The following is a 14903-nucleotide window of genomic DNA, read 5'->3' as shown; positions in this document are numbered from 1 at the left end:
TAACAATGAAAAGCCTCGTTGACCACCTCAGTCAATACGCCGCGTACCACCGTGACCCGCGCAACATCGCCAGCCACTTCATTGGCATTCCGCTGATCGTGGTCGCCGTCGCGGTGCTGCTGTCACGGCCAGGATGGCCGGTGGCCGGGCTCTGGCTGTCTCCTGCGGTGCTATTGGCGCTGCCATCGGCGTGGTTCTATTTGCGCCTTGAAGTACGCCTCGGTGGGGTGATGACGGTGCTGCTGGGCCTGTCCGTTTGGCTAGGCCAGATTCTTGCGGCGCACAGTACCCTGCTCTGGTTGAGCAGCGGCATTGCGATGTTTGTGGTCGGCTGGGCGATCCAGTTTGTCGGCCATCACTACGAAGGACGCAAACCGGCGTTTGTCGATGATGTGACGGGGTTGATCGTCGGGCCGCTGTTTGTGGTGGCGGAATTGGCGTTTTTGCTGGGTTTGCGGCATGAGCTCAAAGAGCAGATCGAGGCGCGGGCGGGTGGGGTGCGAATTAATCGCAAAAATGCAGCAGCATAAGACGCTTTTGTGGCGAGGGAGCTTGCTCCCGCTGGACTGCGCAGCAGTCCTAAAACCAGCAATCGCGTTTTTCAGGTAGGACAAGGTGGCCTGCTTTGCGACTGCTGCGCCCGAACGCGGACCGGCCGACGGGAGCAAGCTCCCTCGCCACAGGTCAGTGCAGACCCCGTGGGAGAGGCAAGCCGGCGATATTTTTCAGAGGTTGGCGACTTTCTGCCAGACCTTGGGTTTGAAGAACAACGTCTCGCCCTTGGCCAGCCCGGTCAGGCTGTCGTGATCCTTCACCACTTCCGCTTCAATCAGCTCATTCTGACCTTCGACCTTCAACGTAATGCGCGTGGTCGCACCCAGCGGACGGATATCCCGCACTTGCGCCGCGTGGTGATCCACAAGCTCAGTGCGCGACAGCGACACTTCGTGAGGACGAAACAACACGTGATTATCGTCGCCCAGGTGCAGACGGTTCGAATCGCCGAGGAAGTGGTAGACGAAATCGCTGGCCGGGTTTTCGTAGACGTCGCCCGGTGAACCGATCTGCTCGATCACGCCCTTGTTCATCACCACGATGCGGTCGGCCACTTCCATCGCCTCTTCCTGGTCATGGGTCACGAATACCGAGGTCAGGTTGATGTCTTCGTGCAAGCGCGCCAGCCAACGACGCAGTTCTTTACGGACCTTGGCATCCAGCGCGCCGAAAGGTTCGTCGAGCAGCAAGACTTTCGGCTCAACCGCCAAGGCACGGGCCAACGCAATGCGCTGGCGCTGACCGCCGGAGAGTTGTTCCGGGTAGCGATCCGACAGCCAATCCAGTTGCACCATGTTCAGCAGCTCATGGACTTTGACCGCGATCTGGCTTTCGCTCGGACGCTGGTTTTTCGGCTTCATGCGCAGGCCGAACGCGACGTTGTCGAACACCGTCATGTGGCGGAACAAGGCGTAGTGCTGGAACACAAAGCCGACGTTGCGATCACGCACGTCGTGGCCGGAGACGTCTTCGCCGTGGAACACGATGCTGCCGGCGTCCGGGGTCTCCAGGCCAGCGATGATCCGCAGCAAGGTGGTTTTGCCGCAGCCGGACGGGCCAAGCAACGCCACCAGCTCGCCGCTCTGGATGTCCAGGTTGATGCTGTTCAGCGCCTTGAACGCGTTGAAATTCTTGCTGACGTTACGGACTTCGATCGACATGAGTTATTCCTCCGCGGCGCTGGCGCGCAGGCGGTTAATACGATTTTCGCTCCACTGCTTGAGCAGCAGGATGAAGAGCGCCAGGATCAGCAACAGGCTCGCAACGGCAAACGCGGCAACGTGGTTGTATTCGTTGTAGAGGATCTCGACGTGCAGCGGCAGGGTGTTGGTCACCCCTCGAATGTGCCCGGACACCACCGACACCGCACCGAATTCACCCATCGCCCGCGCGGTACACAGCACCACGCCGTAGATCAGGCCCCACTTGATGTTCGGCACCGTCACGTGCCAGAACATCTGCCAGCCATTGGCGCCCAGCAACCGTGCGGCTTCCTCTTCCTGCGTGCCTTGCTCCTGCATCAGCGGGATCAGCTCACGCGCTACGAACGGCACGGTGACAAAAATCGTCGCCAGCACGATGCCCGGCAAGGCGAAAACGATCTGGATATCGTGGTCCTGCAGCCACGGACCAAAAATCCCCTGGGCGCCGAACATCAGCACATAGACCAGACCGGCGATCACCGGCGACACCGAGAACGGCAAGTCGATCAGGGTCACCAGCATGCTCTTGCCACGGAACGAGTATTTGCTCACGCACCAGGCCGCGCTGACGCCGAACACCAGGTTCAACGGCACCGAAATCAGCACCGCAATGACGGTCAGCTTCAGGGCCGACAAAGCATCCGGTTCGAAGATCGCGGTAAAAAATGCGCCGAGGCCTAGCTTCAAGCCTTGGGACACCACGATGAACAGTGGCAGCAACAGGAACAGCGCAAAAATCAGCCAGCCGAGGCCGATCAGAATTCGCCGAGAAACGGCGCTGCCACGACGGGCGGCGTTGGCCGAAGACGCGGCGGCAATAGACGATTGGGACATTTTCCGCGCCTCCTTATGGGGTTTCGATGCGCCGCTGCAACAAGTTGATCAGCAGCAACAGGACGAAGGAAACCACCAGCATCAGCACGCCAATGGAGGTCGCGCCGGTGTAGTCGTATTGGTCGAGCTTGACCATGATCAGCAGCGGCAGAATTTCGGTTTTCATCGGCATGTTGCCGGCGATGAAAATCACCGAGCCGTACTCGCCAACGCCCCGTGCGAACGCCAGGGCAAAACCGGTCAGCCAGGCCGGCAGCAACGCTGGCACCAGAATGTAGCGAAACACCTGCAACGGCTTGGCACCCAGGCACGCGGCGGCCTCTTCGATCTCTCGCGGGATGTCGGCCAGTACCGGCTGCACCGTACGCACCACGAACGGCAGCGTGACGAAGGTCAGCGCCAGGGTGATGCCAAGCGGCGTGTAGGCGATCTTGAACCCCAGGTCCGCTGCGAACTGCCCGACCAGACCGGTCGGCGTGTACAGCGCCGTCAGCGCAATACCGGCCACAGCCGTCGGCAATGCGAACGGCAGGTCGATCATCGCGTCGATGATCTTGCGTCCGGGGAAGGTGTAACGCACCAGCACCCAGGCCAGCAACGTGCCGATGATGCCGTTGATGATCGCGGCGTACAGCGCGGTGCCGAAACTGAGCTTCAACGCCGCCAGCACCCGCGGCGCCGAAATGATTGCCCAGAACTGATCCCAGGTGAGTTGAGCGGCATGCACGAACATTGCCGCCAGTGGAATGAGCACAATCAGACTGAGGTACACCAAGGTGTAGCCCAGCGTCAGCCCGAAGCCGGGTATGACGGGGGAGATACGACGCGACATAAAAGTCCTTGGTTAAGAGCGCGCAAAGCCCCGACGGTGAGATCGGGGCTCGTTTATCAGCTATTTCAGGTTACTGCGCCTGATAGATCTGGTCGAACACGCCACCGTCATTGAAGAATTTCGGTTGGGCGGATTTCCAGCCACCAAAATCCTTGTCGATGGTCACCAGCTCCAGGGTCGGGAACTGTTTGGCGTACTTGGCGGCCACGTCCTTGTCACGCGGGCGGTAGAAGTTTTTCGCAGCAATTTCCTGACCCGCCGGGCTGTACAGATGCTTGAGGTAGGCTTCGGCGATCTGCTCGTTGCCCTTCTTCTCGGCGTTCTTGTCGACGACCGCGACCGGTGGCTCGGCGAGGATCGACAGCGAAGGCACGACGATGTCGAACTTGTCAGCGCCGCCCTGTTCTTTCAGCGCCAGGAAGGCTTCGTTTTCCCAGGCCAGCAACACGTCACCCTGACCATTGTTGACGAAGGTAATGGTCGAACCGCGAGCGCCTGTGTCGAGTACCGGGACATGCTTGAACAGGGTCTGCACGTACTCTTTGGCCTTGGCTTCGTTACCGCCGTTGGCTTTCAGGCCATAGGCCCAGGCGGCGAGGAAGTTCCAGCGCGCACCGCCGGAGGTTTTCGGGTTCGGGGTGATCACTTCAACACCGTTTTTGGTCAGGTCGCCCCAGTCCTTGATGCCTTTGGGGTTGCCCTTGCGCACCAGGAACACGATGGTCGAGGTGTACGGCGTGCTGGCGTCCGGCAGGCGTTTTTGCCAGTCGGCCGGCAAGGTTTTGCCGAGTTTGGCGATTTCGTCGATGTCACCGGCCAGGGCCAGGGTCACCACGTCGGCCCGCAGACCATCAATCACCGCCCGGCCCTGTTTGCCCGAACCACCATGGGATTGCTGGATCTTCACGTTGTCGCCAGCGTGGTCTTTCTTCCAGAAGTTGATGAACTCGGCGTTGTAATCCTGATACAGCTCACGGGTCGGGTCGTACGACACGTTGAGCAGCTCGTAATCCTTGGCAACCGCGGAACCGGCAAAAATGGCACTGGCCAGAGCGGCCAAAGCGTAACGGCGAATCGACGACATGGTGCAGCTCCTGAATTCTTTTGTGTTGGCTGTTCTTATGGTTTTCCGGAATCGGGTTGCCCGTTGAGTAGTGCTTCAGCTCGGCTTGTTGCCTGGGTTCTGCAAACGGAATTTCTCTTTGCGTTCGATCTGAACCACCTGGGCGTTGTGCACGGTGATCTCCACTGCCCCAAAGCGCAGATCGCGCAGTGCGCTCTGGATCTCGCGCAAAATGGTGGCTTCGTCCTGGCCGTCAACGCTACGTAGAGATGCGCTCATGGTGCTGCTCCTTCAATGGGATGTGCCTGGCAGTGGCGGCACTGCTTGCGGCGTGAGGGCAATAGTAGATAGGCGCAGATATTCTTAAAAATACTATTTAAGAATGTTTATATAACTGAAAGACTGATCGTTCCCACGCTCTGCGTGGGAATGCATCCTGTGACGCTCTGCGTCACGACCTGCGAAGGGACGCGGAGCGTCCCGGGCGGCGTTACCCACGCAGAGCGTGGGAACGAGAAAGAACCGGGTTATCGATATTGGGACTGCTCCGCAGTCCAACGGGGGCAAGCCCCCTCGCCACAAGAGCCTTCAGCGAATCACCGGGGCTCGCGCCCAGTCCAGTTCCTCAGCCGGCATCGGCCGGCCAAACCAATAGCCCTGCCCCAGATCGCACCCCTGTTCGAGCAAAAACGCCGCCTGCTCGACCTGCTCGATGCCTTCGGCGTGCACCTGCATGCCCATGCTTTGCGCGAGGGCGATGATCACCCGGACGATCGCCGCATCGTCCTCATCTAACGGCAAGCCAGCGACGAAGCCCTGGTCAATCTTGAGTTTCTGCACCGGCAGACGCTTGAGTCGCAGCAGCGACGAATAACCGGTACCAAAGTCATCGATGGCCAGCCGCACGCCCAGTTCGCGCAAGCGGTGCATTTGTTCCAGCGCGACTTCCGGATCGTCCATCACTGCGCTTTCGGTCACTTCCAGCTCCAGGCACGCCGGGTCCAATCCCGTGTCGTGCAGCACTTGGGCAACCCGCTCAAACAGTTCGCGCCGGGCAAACAGGCGGGTAGAAACGTTCACCGCAACAAATGACAACACCACCCCGGCGTTCTGCCAGGCACACATCTGCTGACAGGCCTGTTGCATCACCCAGGCATCAATCTCGGCGATCAACCCGGTGCGTTCGGCAATCGGAATGAACTCACCCGGCGGCACCAGCCCCCGCTGTGGATGCTGCCAGCGAACCAGCGCTTCAACGCCGATCAAACGGCGGGTCGTGAGGTCATGCACCGGCTGGTAGTACACTCGCAACTCCTGCTGCTCCAGCGCTCGGCGCAATTCGAAGCCCATCTCGACCCGGTGCTGGGCGTGGGCGGTCAACTCCTCGGTGTACAAGGCATAACCGTCGCGCCCCGAACTCTTGGCCTTGAACAACGCAGAATCGGCATTGCGCAGCAATTGTTCGGCGCTCAGCGCGTCGCTGGGGAACAGGCTGATACCGACACTGGCGTTGATGAACAACGGGTGAGCTGCGATGAAAAACGGCTCTTTCAGGCCCTCAATGATCCGCTGTGCCAACGCGGCAGCCTGCACCACTTGCGGACAGTTCTCGGCCAACACGGCAAACTCGTCGCCACCCAAACGCGCCAGCGTAACACCGGGGCCAAACAGGCCTTGCAGACGCACCGCCGTCGCTTTGAGCAGTTGATCGCCAACGTTATGCCCGAGGCTGTCGTTGATCATCTTGAAATGGTCCAGATCGATCATCAGCAACGCGCACCCGCGCTTGTGGATCTGCGCCGAGGCCAGTGCCTGTTCGACACGATCGCTGAACAGCAGGCGATTGGGCAGTTCGGTCAGCGGGTCGTGGTGCGCCAGATGCGCGAGTTCGTGCTCGGAGTTCTTGATCGCGCTGATGTCGGAAAACACCGCCACATAGTGGCTCAACTGGCCGTGGTCATCGTGAATAATCCGGATGGTCTGCCATTGCGGATAAATTTCACCACTTTTGCGCCGGTTCCAGATCTCGCCGCTCCATTCGCGGGTGCGTTTCAGACTCTCGAACATTGCTTGATAGAAATCCGGCGGATGATGGCCGGACTTGAACAGGCTGGGACTCTGGCCCAACACCTCTTCGGCCTGATAACCGGTGATGTCCATAAAGGCCCGATTGACATGGACGATCACCCTCTGGCGATCAGTGACCAACACCCCTTCACGGGTGCAATCGAACACCGCCTGCGCCTGGCGCAATCGAGTGCGATCTTCGTTACGGTGGCGCAATTTGGCGCCGATCCCGAGAAAACACAGCAAATGCGCCCGGGCAATGAAAATAAACCCGGCGCTAAGCACCACCCAGACATAACCGTTGATCAGTTGCCATCGCTGAAGATCAGCGGATTCATCGAATAAATTGGTTAATAAATAACCAGTTAATTTCAGCCAAGCGACAGAAAACACCAGGTAGAGCAGCGCTGCACGCAAGGCGTCGCGATAAGAAGCAGACATTCGGTCGTCCATGGCCTTACAAAAAAGGTTGGAATTATAGATTAAAGAAACATCCAGCCACTCTTATCTGAAAGGGCGACTGGTTTTATCTGTGTGCTGAGTGATAATGCGCCAGCTGTTTTTTTCTTTATCGAGGGCCATACAGCCTATGTGGTACGAAGGTTTACTCGGCTTGTCGCCCTGGCAACTGGTGGCAGTCACCCTGTTAATGACCCACATCACCATCGTGGGCGTCACGGTTTATCTGCATCGTTATTCAGCCCATCGCTCCCTTGAGCTCAATGCCGGCCTGAAACACTTTTTCCGCTTCTGGCTGTGGCTGACCACGGCGCAGAACACCCGCGAGTGGACTGCCATCCACCGCAAGCACCACGCCAAATGCGAAACCGTCGACGACCCGCACAGCCCGGTGATCAAAGGCCTGTCCACGATCTTGCGCAAAGGTGCCGAGCTGTACCGCGCCGAAGCGGAGAACCCCGAAACCCTGCGCATTTACGGCAAGAACTGCCCTGAAGACTGGATCGAACGCAACCTCTACAGCCGTTATCCGCTGCTGGGTGTGGCGATCATGGCCGTCATCGACCTGCTGCTGTTCGGCACTATCGGCATCACCATCTGGGCAATCCAGATGATGTGGATCCCGGTTTGGGCCGCTGGCGTGGTCAATGGCCTGGGCCATGCCGTTGGCTACCGCAACTTCGAATGCCGTGATGCAGCGACCAATCTGGTGCCCTGGGGCATTCTGATCGGCGGTGAAGAACTGCATAACAACCATCACACCTACCCCAACTCGGCAAAACTGTCGGTGAAGAAGTGGGAATTCGACCTCGGCTGGGCGTGGATCCAGGTCTTCAGCTTCCTGCGCCTGGCCAAGGTTCAGCGGGTTGCACCGATCGCCCACCGTGTCGAAGGCAAAGGCAGCCTGGACATGGACACTGCCATGGCGATCCTCAACAACCGCTTCCAGATCATGGCCCAGTACCGCAAGCTGGTGATCGGCCCGCTGGTCAAGCAAGAGCTGGAAAAGGTCGACCATTCGGTTCGCCATCAATTCCATCGCGCCAAGCGCCTGCTCTCGCGTGAAACCAGCCTGCTGGATGACAAGCACCATGTGCGGATTCAGACCATGCTCGAGCACAGCCAGGCGCTGAAGGTAATTTACGAGAAACGTCTGGCCTTGCAGCAGATCTGGATCAAGACCAGCTCAAATGGCCATGACATGCTGGCGGCGATCAAGGACTGGGTCCACGAAGCCGAAGCCAGCGGTATTCAATCGCTGCGCGACTTCGCCCACCAGTTGAAAACCTACTCGCTGCGCCCCGCCTGACCCTGTGGCGAGCGAGCTTGCTCGCGCTCGAATGCAGAGCATTCGCAATCCTGGCGACACGTTTTAACTGACAAAACGTAGTCGCCAGATTGGGGCGGTATACCGCCCAGCGGGAGCAAGCTCCCTTGCCACAAAAACCGGGAACTAAGCTCAAAATCCCCTATCTCAAAGAGCACTTCGCCATCCAGGCGGGCTTTGTTGTGGCCGCTATCGAACTTGCGGCACGCCCTTTGAGAGTTGTGCCGATGGTCAATAAGAACCTGGAAGACCTACCCTACCCACAGTGGCCCGAGGCCGCGCAAACCCTGATGGCCTTGATGCATGCTCAAGGTGAGGTCGCGCGCCTGAGCGAGCGTGAACAGTTGTTCAGTTCGTTGCTGGTCAGCGTCAATGCCGTTCTCTGGGCTTTCAACTGGGAAACACGTCAGGTGCTGTATGTCAGCCCGGCCTATGAACGGATTTTCGGTCGCTCGGCCGGCCTGCTGCTGGCTGACTATCATCAATGGCGCGACAGCGTTTACCCGGACGATCTGGACTATGCCGAACGCAGCCTTGCCCAAGTGCTGGAAAAAGGCGCAGTTGAAGACCGCGAATACCGAATCTTCGCCGCCGACGGCCAAGTGCGCTGGCTCAGCGACAAGTGCTTCATCAATCGTCAGGCCGAACCCGGGCAACCGCTGATCGTAGTCGGCTTCGCCGAGGACATTACCGAAAAGAAGCAGCTGGAAACCGAGCTGCAACGCCTCGCCACCACCGATGTGCTGACCCAAAGCAGCAACCGTCGACACTTCTTCGAATGCGCCAGCCACGAGTTCGAACAGGCTCGCCTGCAAGGTTCTCCGCTGGCGTTTCTGTTGCTGGATATCGATGACTTCAAACTCATCAACGACACGTACGGCCATCAGCAAGGCGATCAAGTGCTGCAACAACTCGCCGAATGCGGACGCGCCGCATTGCGCCGTGGTGACCTGTTCGGGCGCATTGGCGGTGAAGAGTTTGCAGCGGTATTCCCTGGCTGCGCGCCAGAGATGGCGAGGCAAGTCGCCGAGCGCCTGCAACAGGAAATCCAGCGTTTGAGTTTCAGCCATGGCGGGCAGACCTTCGGTATCACCGTCAGCCTGGGCCTGACCAGCCTCACGGCAGAAGATGCAGCCATCGACAGCCTGTACACCCGCGCCGACGCCGCGATGTACGGAGCCAAACGCCAGGGCAAGAACTGCATCACCTCCGGCTGAAGCTGAGCGCCGATCGTTCCCACGCTCCCGCGTGGGAATGCATCCTGTGACGCTCTGCGTCACGCCTGTGAAGGGACGCGGAGCGTCCCGGGCGGCATTCCTTTGCTGCGCGTGGGAACGATCACCGCGGCAAGCCTTGCTCCTACTTTTTGCGCAGGCGCATCAGTTCCGGCAGGCCGATTTTGAGCAGGCGCGCCGTTCGGCTTTTGGCCAGTTCTTCAACGCCTTCATGCTCGGTCAGGCGAGCGAGTTGCGCCGCCAGGTTCATCACCAGCGCTTCACGGGAATAAACCCCGCCACCGAGCTGATAGACCGCCGCAATCAGCTCTCGCAACTCCAACGGAAGCCGCCAGCGAGTACGCAACGCCGACCCATAGGCCGCGCCAAATTCAGCCAGCGCGTCGCCGACCTCTTCCAACTCGTCCAGTTCGCCCCCCGCCTGTATCCACTCCTGCAAGCAACGTAACAGCGCCAGATCGCCGAGGCGATGGAGCATGCCAGCGCAATAGCAACGCTCCTGATCGAGATCGAGCAAGCGCGCCAGGCTCCGCCCATATTCGGCGGTGTGCAGTGACAGCTCCCAGTAACGCTCGGCGTAATCGGCCAGGCACGGATCACTCAACTTCGCACTGCGCTTGAGGGCCAGGCCAAGGATCAGGTTCATGCTTTGTCCGGTGCCCAGGCGATGCAAGGCCTGCGACACGGTCTGCACGGTATCGCCAAGGTGCTGCGAGGCGCTGTTGGCGGCGGCGATCAGCACCGCAGTGATCTGCGGGTCAGTGCGCACTTCTTCCTCCAGCAGCTTCAGATCGAGGCCATTGGGGTTCAGGCTGCGCTTGACCGCCAGTTGCACGTCAGTGAGCAACGGCGCGCCGTCCGCCAACTCACGCCGACGCTCAAGGAAGGTCGACAAGGTCATATCGGGCGCCAGCGCCGGGACGTCGCAGGAAACCGTCTGGCCGGCGCTCAGGAGCAAGTCCTGCAGGCGCTGAGTCAGACCTTCCATGTTCAGGGGTTTGGTCAGATAGGCCGTCGGGGCCAGCGGCAATACCTCGCGCACACTGGCGCTGTCGTTGCGGCTGCTCATCAGAATGAACGGCAACACCGGGTTACGTCGCCGCTGACGCACGCTGCGCAGCAGACCCGGGCCATCGACACCGGAAAGCTCCCAATCGGCGATCACCAGGTCATAAGGATTTTCACTCAACAACTCCAGCGCCTGCTGGCCATCGGCACACAGATCCAGCCGCACATCGCAGCGTACGTGCAGCAACACCTGCTTGAGCAGGTCTCGAGACCAAGGGTCAGCCTCGGCAATCAGCACTCGTGGCACAGCCGGTAAATCAACAGCGGTCATCAGTTCACTCCGAGACAATGCTTGCACCTTAGACAATGCTGGCCATTCGATACAGCGCAAAAGCCGCCGATGTGTTTCAAGTGACAAAAAAAACCCGCCGAAGCGGGTTTTTTGTCGATCAGGTCACACTGGGCAATCAGAGCTCGGAGAAGCACTCTTCGATGATCGCCAGACCTTTATCCAGTTGCTCGTCCGGTGCAGTCAGCGGCACCAGTACACGCAGCACGTTACCGTAAGTGCCGCACGACAGCAGGATCAGCCCCTTGTCGCGTGCCTTGGCCACGACTTTGGCGACGGCTGCAGCGTTAGGCTTGTGGCTGTCGCCGTTTTCGAACAGTTCAACCGCGATCATTGCGCCCAAGGCACGCACTTCACCGATCACCGGGTACTTGGCCTGGATGGCTTTGAGGCCAGTGACCAGACGCTCGCCGACCGCTTTGCAGCGATCCAGCAGGTGCTCTTCTTCGAACACTTCCATCACCGCCAGTGCAGCGGCGCAAGCGATCGGGCTACCAGCGTAAGTGCCGCCCAGGCCGCCTGGAGCGATGGCGTCCATGTATTCAGCCTTGCCGCACACACCGGCCAGCGGGAAGCCGCCAGCGATGGATTTGGCGAAGGTGGTCAGGTCGGCTGCAACGCCCATCTGTTCCATGGCGAAGAAGGTGCCGGTACGGCCAGCGCCGGTTTGCACTTCGTCAGCGATCAACAGAATGCCGTGCTGGTCGCACAGGGCACGCAGACGCTTCATGAACTCTTTAGGTGCGACGTAGAAACCACCTTCGCCCTGAACCGGCTCGATGATGATCGCAGCGATGTCACGCGGCTCGGCGTCGTTCTTGAAGATACGCTCGATGCTGGCGATCGAATCGTCGATGCTCACGCCATGCAGTTCGTTCGGGTACAGCGCGCGGAAGATGCCGCCTGGCATCAGGCCCATGCCAGCCGAGTAAGGCACGACTTTACCGGTCAGGCCCAGGGTCATCATGGTGCGACCGTGGTATGCGCCGGTGAAGGCGATCACGCCGGCACGGCCAGTGGCAGCACGAGCGATCTTGATGGAGTTTTCCACGGCTTCGGAACCGGTGGTCACCAGCAGGGTTTTCTTGGCGAAATCACCAGGAACCTTGGCGTTCACTTTCTCGCACAGTTCTACGTACGGTTCGTAAGCCAGTACCTGGAAGCAGGTGTGAGTCAGTTTGTTCAGCTGCTCGGTTACGGCCGCGATGACTTTCGGGTGCAGGTGACCGGTGTTCAGCACGGCAATACCGCCGGCGAAGTCGATGAACTCGCGACCTTCAACGTCGGTCACGGTGGCGTTCTTCGCGGAGTCGGCGAAGATCGGGTGAATCTGGCCAACACCGCGTGGTACAGCGGCTTCGCGGCGTTTCATCAGGGATGCGTTGGTCTTGCTCATAAAGTCCTCATTCACCGCTCATCGGGCGGCGTGGTCCAAGGAATACGTGGCGGGGAGGCAACTACGGCAGCATGCGATGATCGACTGCCACAGCTTTCCCGGCCACAGATAAAAATCTTTTTGAAACACACAAAGGGACAGCGCTCTCGTGCCCTTTGTGCTTGAAGCAATGCCTTCCCGGGCTTATGTCTTTCGAGCTTAGATGCCCAGGCAGAGGTATTTGATTTCCAGGTAATCTTCGATGCCGTACTTGGAGCCTTCACGGCCCAGACCCGAGGCCTTGATGCCGCCGAACGGCGCGACTTCGTTGGAGATCAACCCGGTGTTGACACCGACCATGCCGTATTCCAGGGCTTCAGCCACACGGAACACACGACCCAGGTCACGCGCATAGAAGTACGAGGCCAGACCGAACTCGGTGTCGTTCGACATCGCGATCACTTCGGCTTCGTCTTTGAAGCGGAACAGTGGCGCCAATGGACCGAAGGTTTCTTCCTTGGCCACAGCAGCGCTTTTCGGCACGTTGGTCAGGATGGTCGGTTCGAAGAAGTTGCCTTCCATCACCTTGCCACCGGCCAGCAGGGTCGCGCCTTTGCTCAGGGCATCGGCAATGTGCTCCTGAACCTTGGCCACGGCCTTGCCGTCGATCAACGGACCGGTGGTGGTGCCTTCTTCCAGACCGTTGCCGATCTTGAGTTTGGCCACGGCCACTTTGAGCTTTTCAGCGAACGCGTCGTACACCGAATCCTGAATGTACAGACGGTTGGCGCAGACGCAGGTCTGGCCGTTGTTGCGGTACTTGGAAATGATCGCGCCTTCGACGGCCTTATCCAGGTCCGCGTCGTCGAACACGATGAACGGTGCGTTACCGCCCAGTTCCAGGGAGACTTTCTTGATGTCCTTGGCGCATTCAGCCATCAGCTGACGACCGATTTCGGTCGAGCCGGTGAAGGACAGCTTGCGCACGATCGGGTTGCTGGTCAGCTCGCTGCCGATGTCGCCGGCGCTGCCGGTCACAACGCTCAGCACGCCTTTCGGGATACCGGCACGTTGGGCCAGTTCAGCCAGGGCAAAGGCCGAGTAAGGCGTTTGCGAAGCAGGCTTGAGCACCATGGTGCAGCCTGCGGCCAGGGCCGGGCCGGCTTTACGGGTGATCATCGCAGCCGGGAAGTTCCACGGGGTGATCGCAGCGGTCACGCCGATCGGCTGCTTGATCACGATCAGGCGCTTGTCTGGCTGGTGGCCCGGAATCACGTCACCGTAGATGCGCTTGGCTTCTTCGGCGAACCATTCGATGAAGGATGCGGCGTAAACGATTTCGCCCTTGGCTTCGGCCAATGGCTTGCCCTGCTCCAGAGTCATCAGGCGAGCCAGGTCGTCCTGGTTCTCAATGATCAGTTCGAACCAGCGACGCAGCTTGTTCGCGCGCTCTTTGGCGGTCAGTGCACGCCAGGCCGGCAGCGCTTTGTCAGCGGCTTCGATGGCACGGCGGGTTTCGGCAGCGCCCATTTTCGGCACGGTGCCCAGAATTTCGCCCGTTGCCGGGTTGGTGACGTTGATCGTCTGACCGTTGTCCGCATCGACCCAGGCGCCATCAATGAAGGCTTGCTGGCGGAACAACAGGGTGTCTTTAAGCTGCATGTCGGCTTTCCTTAACAGCACCGCGCACGCGCGGAGCAAATTATGATTGTTGAAAGGCGCCTTGAAGGCTGCCGTCAGGGAAATCATTCACCGGGCTGAAGCACATAAATAGCGCACTATTGAAGCTCGTGCGGTTCAGCACCCAGACAAGAGCGTTTGAAATCTCAAACGAATCCTAGGATCAAAGGGGGTAAAGGACAATAGGCTGTTCGAAAAAAAGAACGAAAACGCCGCATTTGCCCTATTTTTCTGATCAACGTAGTAAACACCCGCTCAGCGGGCATGAAACATCAGGCTATTCAGCAGCATGGACGCCCGCAGCGCATATGAGTATCATGGCGCCCGCATTGCACCAGTAGCTCAGCTGGATAGAGTACTGCCCTCCGAAGGCAGGGGTCGTGGGTTCGAATCCCGCCTGGTGCACCATCTTCTTTCCCTTGTATGACAAGGGAATAGCGCTCCTGATAAAAACCTGTCCTGGTCCTGAACGTCGTTTTGCCACAAACCTGCCGCACTCACACGGTGGCGGGAATGGTCGAATTGGCAACAATCAGGAGTCGTGGCGAGTATCAGTGGGAAGCGCAAATCCGTCGCAAGGGCTATCCAGCCCAAAGAAAAACCTTCGAAACCAAATCCGATGCCCAAGCCTGGGCACGCATGATCGAAAGCGAAATCGACCGAGGCATTTTTGTCTCTCGCGTCGAGGCTGAACGCACTGCCTTTCATCAACTCATTGATCGTTACGTCTGCGCGGTCGCTCGTCACGGTTACCGGTTGAGTCTGCAGCCAATAGCAGACGCTCAAAGGTGTCCAGGAAAGCCGGGGCGATTCAGCATTCAGATAGTGCGAGGCCCAGATCAATTGCGGGTTTTCTTCCATCAAGCCGCGACCTGCCAGCAAAGTGGTGGTTTGCATCTTGGGCGCTGTTTATAGAG

At 59.2% G+C, this 14903-nt stretch carries 13 protein-coding genes and 1 tRNA gene; 5 read left to right on the top strand and 9 right to left on the bottom strand.

What is annotated here, in order from left to right:
• Positions 1 to 5: 5 nt before the first annotated feature.
• Complete coding sequence (locus KRR23_RS12575) at positions 6 to 530, top strand: DUF962 domain-containing protein (RefSeq protein WP_216742755.1); 525 nt, start codon at positions 6 to 8, stop codon at positions 528 to 530.
• A gap of 195 nt (positions 531 to 725) precedes the next feature.
• On the opposite strand, the gene KRR23_RS12570 is transcribed toward KRR23_RS12575, so the two are convergent.
• The 6 genes from KRR23_RS12570 to dibA form a co-directional block, all read right to left on the bottom strand.
• A complete protein-coding gene (locus KRR23_RS12570; RefSeq protein WP_216742754.1) occupies positions 726 to 1715 on the bottom strand; it encodes a sulfate/molybdate ABC transporter ATP-binding protein in 990 nt (329 codons plus the stop codon).
• Between the two features lie 3 nt (positions 1716 to 1718).
• The gene (gene cysW / locus KRR23_RS12565) at positions 1719 to 2591 is read right to left on the bottom strand and encodes a sulfate ABC transporter permease subunit CysW (RefSeq protein ID WP_054595058.1); all 873 of its coding nucleotides are present in this window, start codon (positions 2589 to 2591) and stop codon (positions 1719 to 1721) included.
• A gap of 13 nt (positions 2592 to 2604) precedes the next feature.
• Positions 2605 to 3423 (bottom strand): sulfate ABC transporter permease subunit CysT, encoded by an 819-nt coding sequence (cysT, locus tag KRR23_RS12560; RefSeq protein WP_019691172.1) that lies wholly within the window; start codon positions 3421 to 3423, stop codon positions 2605 to 2607.
• A 70-nt stretch (positions 3424 to 3493) separates the two neighbouring features.
• Positions 3494 to 4507 carry a sulfate ABC transporter substrate-binding protein gene (locus KRR23_RS12555; RefSeq protein ID WP_216742753.1) on the bottom strand — a complete coding sequence of 338 codons (1014 nt, stop codon included), beginning with the start codon at positions 4505 to 4507 and terminating at the stop codon, positions 3494 to 3496.
• 75 nt (positions 4508 to 4582) lie between these two features.
• Entirely contained in the window at positions 4583 to 4765 is a 183-nt protein-coding gene (gene oscA, locus KRR23_RS12550; protein ID WP_007941032.1) for a sulfur starvation response protein OscA, read from the bottom strand.
• Positions 4766 to 5074: 309 nt separating this feature from the next.
• Positions 5075 to 6994 (bottom strand): phosphodiesterase DibA, encoded by a 1920-nt coding sequence (gene dibA / locus KRR23_RS12545; RefSeq protein ID WP_216742752.1) that lies wholly within the window; start codon positions 6992 to 6994, stop codon positions 5075 to 5077.
• A gap of 148 nt (positions 6995 to 7142) precedes the next feature.
• On the opposite strand from dibA, the gene desA reads away from it, so the two are divergent.
• Together desA and KRR23_RS12535 are read left to right on the top strand one after the other, a co-directional pair.
• Positions 7143 to 8321 (top strand): delta-9 fatty acid desaturase DesA, encoded by a 1179-nt coding sequence (gene desA / locus KRR23_RS12540; RefSeq protein ID WP_216742751.1) that lies wholly within the window; start codon positions 7143 to 7145, stop codon positions 8319 to 8321.
• A 245-nt stretch (positions 8322 to 8566) separates the two neighbouring features.
• On the top strand, positions 8567 to 9556 hold the full coding sequence (locus KRR23_RS12535; protein WP_216742750.1) for a sensor domain-containing diguanylate cyclase: 990 nt from the start codon (positions 8567 to 8569) through the stop codon (positions 9554 to 9556).
• Between the two features lie 142 nt (positions 9557 to 9698).
• Here the strand turns inward: KRR23_RS12535 and KRR23_RS12530 are convergent, their stop codons facing one another.
• The 3 genes from KRR23_RS12530 to gabD all read right to left on the bottom strand — a co-directional run bounded on the left by KRR23_RS12530 (position 9699) and on the right by gabD (position 13968).
• Positions 9699 to 10913 (bottom strand): response regulator, encoded by a 1215-nt coding sequence (locus KRR23_RS12530; protein WP_216742749.1) that lies wholly within the window; start codon positions 10911 to 10913, stop codon positions 9699 to 9701.
• Between the two features lie 136 nt (positions 10914 to 11049).
• Positions 11050 to 12327, bottom strand: coding sequence for a 4-aminobutyrate--2-oxoglutarate transaminase (gabT, locus tag KRR23_RS12525; protein WP_216742748.1), 1278 nt, complete (start codon positions 12325 to 12327; stop codon positions 11050 to 11052).
• A gap of 198 nt (positions 12328 to 12525) precedes the next feature.
• Complete coding sequence (gene gabD / locus KRR23_RS12520) at positions 12526 to 13968, bottom strand: NADP-dependent succinate-semialdehyde dehydrogenase (protein ID WP_054595050.1); 1443 nt, start codon at positions 13966 to 13968, stop codon at positions 12526 to 12528.
• Between the two features lie 349 nt (positions 13969 to 14317).
• On the opposite strand from gabD, the gene KRR23_RS12515 reads away from it, so the two are divergent.
• Both KRR23_RS12515 and KRR23_RS29105 read left to right on the top strand, forming a co-directional pair.
• Positions 14318 to 14394: transfer RNA gene (locus KRR23_RS12515), tRNA-Arg, on the top strand.
• Positions 14395 to 14499: 105 nt separating this feature from the next.
• Positions 14500 to 14901: a hypothetical protein gene (locus tag KRR23_RS29105; protein WP_253912064.1), complete on the top strand. Its 402-nt coding sequence runs from the start codon at positions 14500 to 14502 to the stop codon at positions 14899 to 14901.
• Positions 14902 to 14903 lie beyond the last annotated feature (2 nt).

Origin of the sequence: Pseudomonas sp. CVAP#3 (assembly GCF_018986375.1) — a bacterium.
In the GTDB taxonomy this organism is placed as follows: domain Bacteria; phylum Pseudomonadota; class Gammaproteobacteria; order Pseudomonadales; family Pseudomonadaceae; genus Aquipseudomonas; species Aquipseudomonas helvetica.
Note: the sequence above shows the minus strand (reverse complement) of the source record. Positions and strands in the feature narration are given on the sequence as shown.

Bases quoted from the DNA above. Each gene is read 5' to 3' on its own strand.
- KRR23_RS12575 (WP_216742755.1), top strand. From the start codon at position 6: ATGAAAAGCCTCGTTGACCACCTCAGTCAATACGCCGCGTACCACCGT.
- KRR23_RS12570 (WP_216742754.1), bottom strand. From the start codon at position 1,715: ATGTCGATCGAAGTCCGTAACGTCAGCAAGAATTTCAACGCGTTCAAG.
- cysW (WP_054595058.1), bottom strand. From the start codon at position 2,591: ATGTCCCAATCGTCTATTGCCGCCGCGTCTTCGGCCAACGCCGCCCGT.
- cysT (WP_019691172.1), bottom strand. From the start codon at position 3,423: ATGTCGCGTCGTATCTCCCCCGTCATACCCGGCTTCGGGCTGACGCTG.
- KRR23_RS12555 (WP_216742753.1), bottom strand. From the start codon at position 4,507: ATGTCGTCGATTCGCCGTTACGCTTTGGCCGCTCTGGCCAGTGCCATT.
- oscA (WP_007941032.1), bottom strand. From the start codon at position 4,765: ATGAGCGCATCTCTACGTAGCGTTGACGGCCAGGACGAAGCCACCATT.
- dibA (WP_216742752.1), bottom strand. From the start codon at position 6,994: ATGTCTGCTTCTTATCGCGACGCCTTGCGTGCAGCGCTGCTCTACCTG.
- desA (WP_216742751.1), top strand. From the start codon at position 7,143: ATGTGGTACGAAGGTTTACTCGGCTTGTCGCCCTGGCAACTGGTGGCA.
- KRR23_RS12535 (WP_216742750.1), top strand. From the start codon at position 8,567: ATGGTCAATAAGAACCTGGAAGACCTACCCTACCCACAGTGGCCCGAG.
- KRR23_RS12530 (WP_216742749.1), bottom strand. From the start codon at position 10,913: ATGACCGCTGTTGATTTACCGGCTGTGCCACGAGTGCTGATTGCCGAG.
- gabT (WP_216742748.1), bottom strand. From the start codon at position 12,327: ATGAGCAAGACCAACGCATCCCTGATGAAACGCCGCGAAGCCGCTGTA.
- gabD (WP_054595050.1), bottom strand. From the start codon at position 13,968: ATGCAGCTTAAAGACACCCTGTTGTTCCGCCAGCAAGCCTTCATTGAT.
- KRR23_RS29105 (WP_253912064.1), top strand. From the start codon at position 14,500: ATGGTCGAATTGGCAACAATCAGGAGTCGTGGCGAGTATCAGTGGGAA.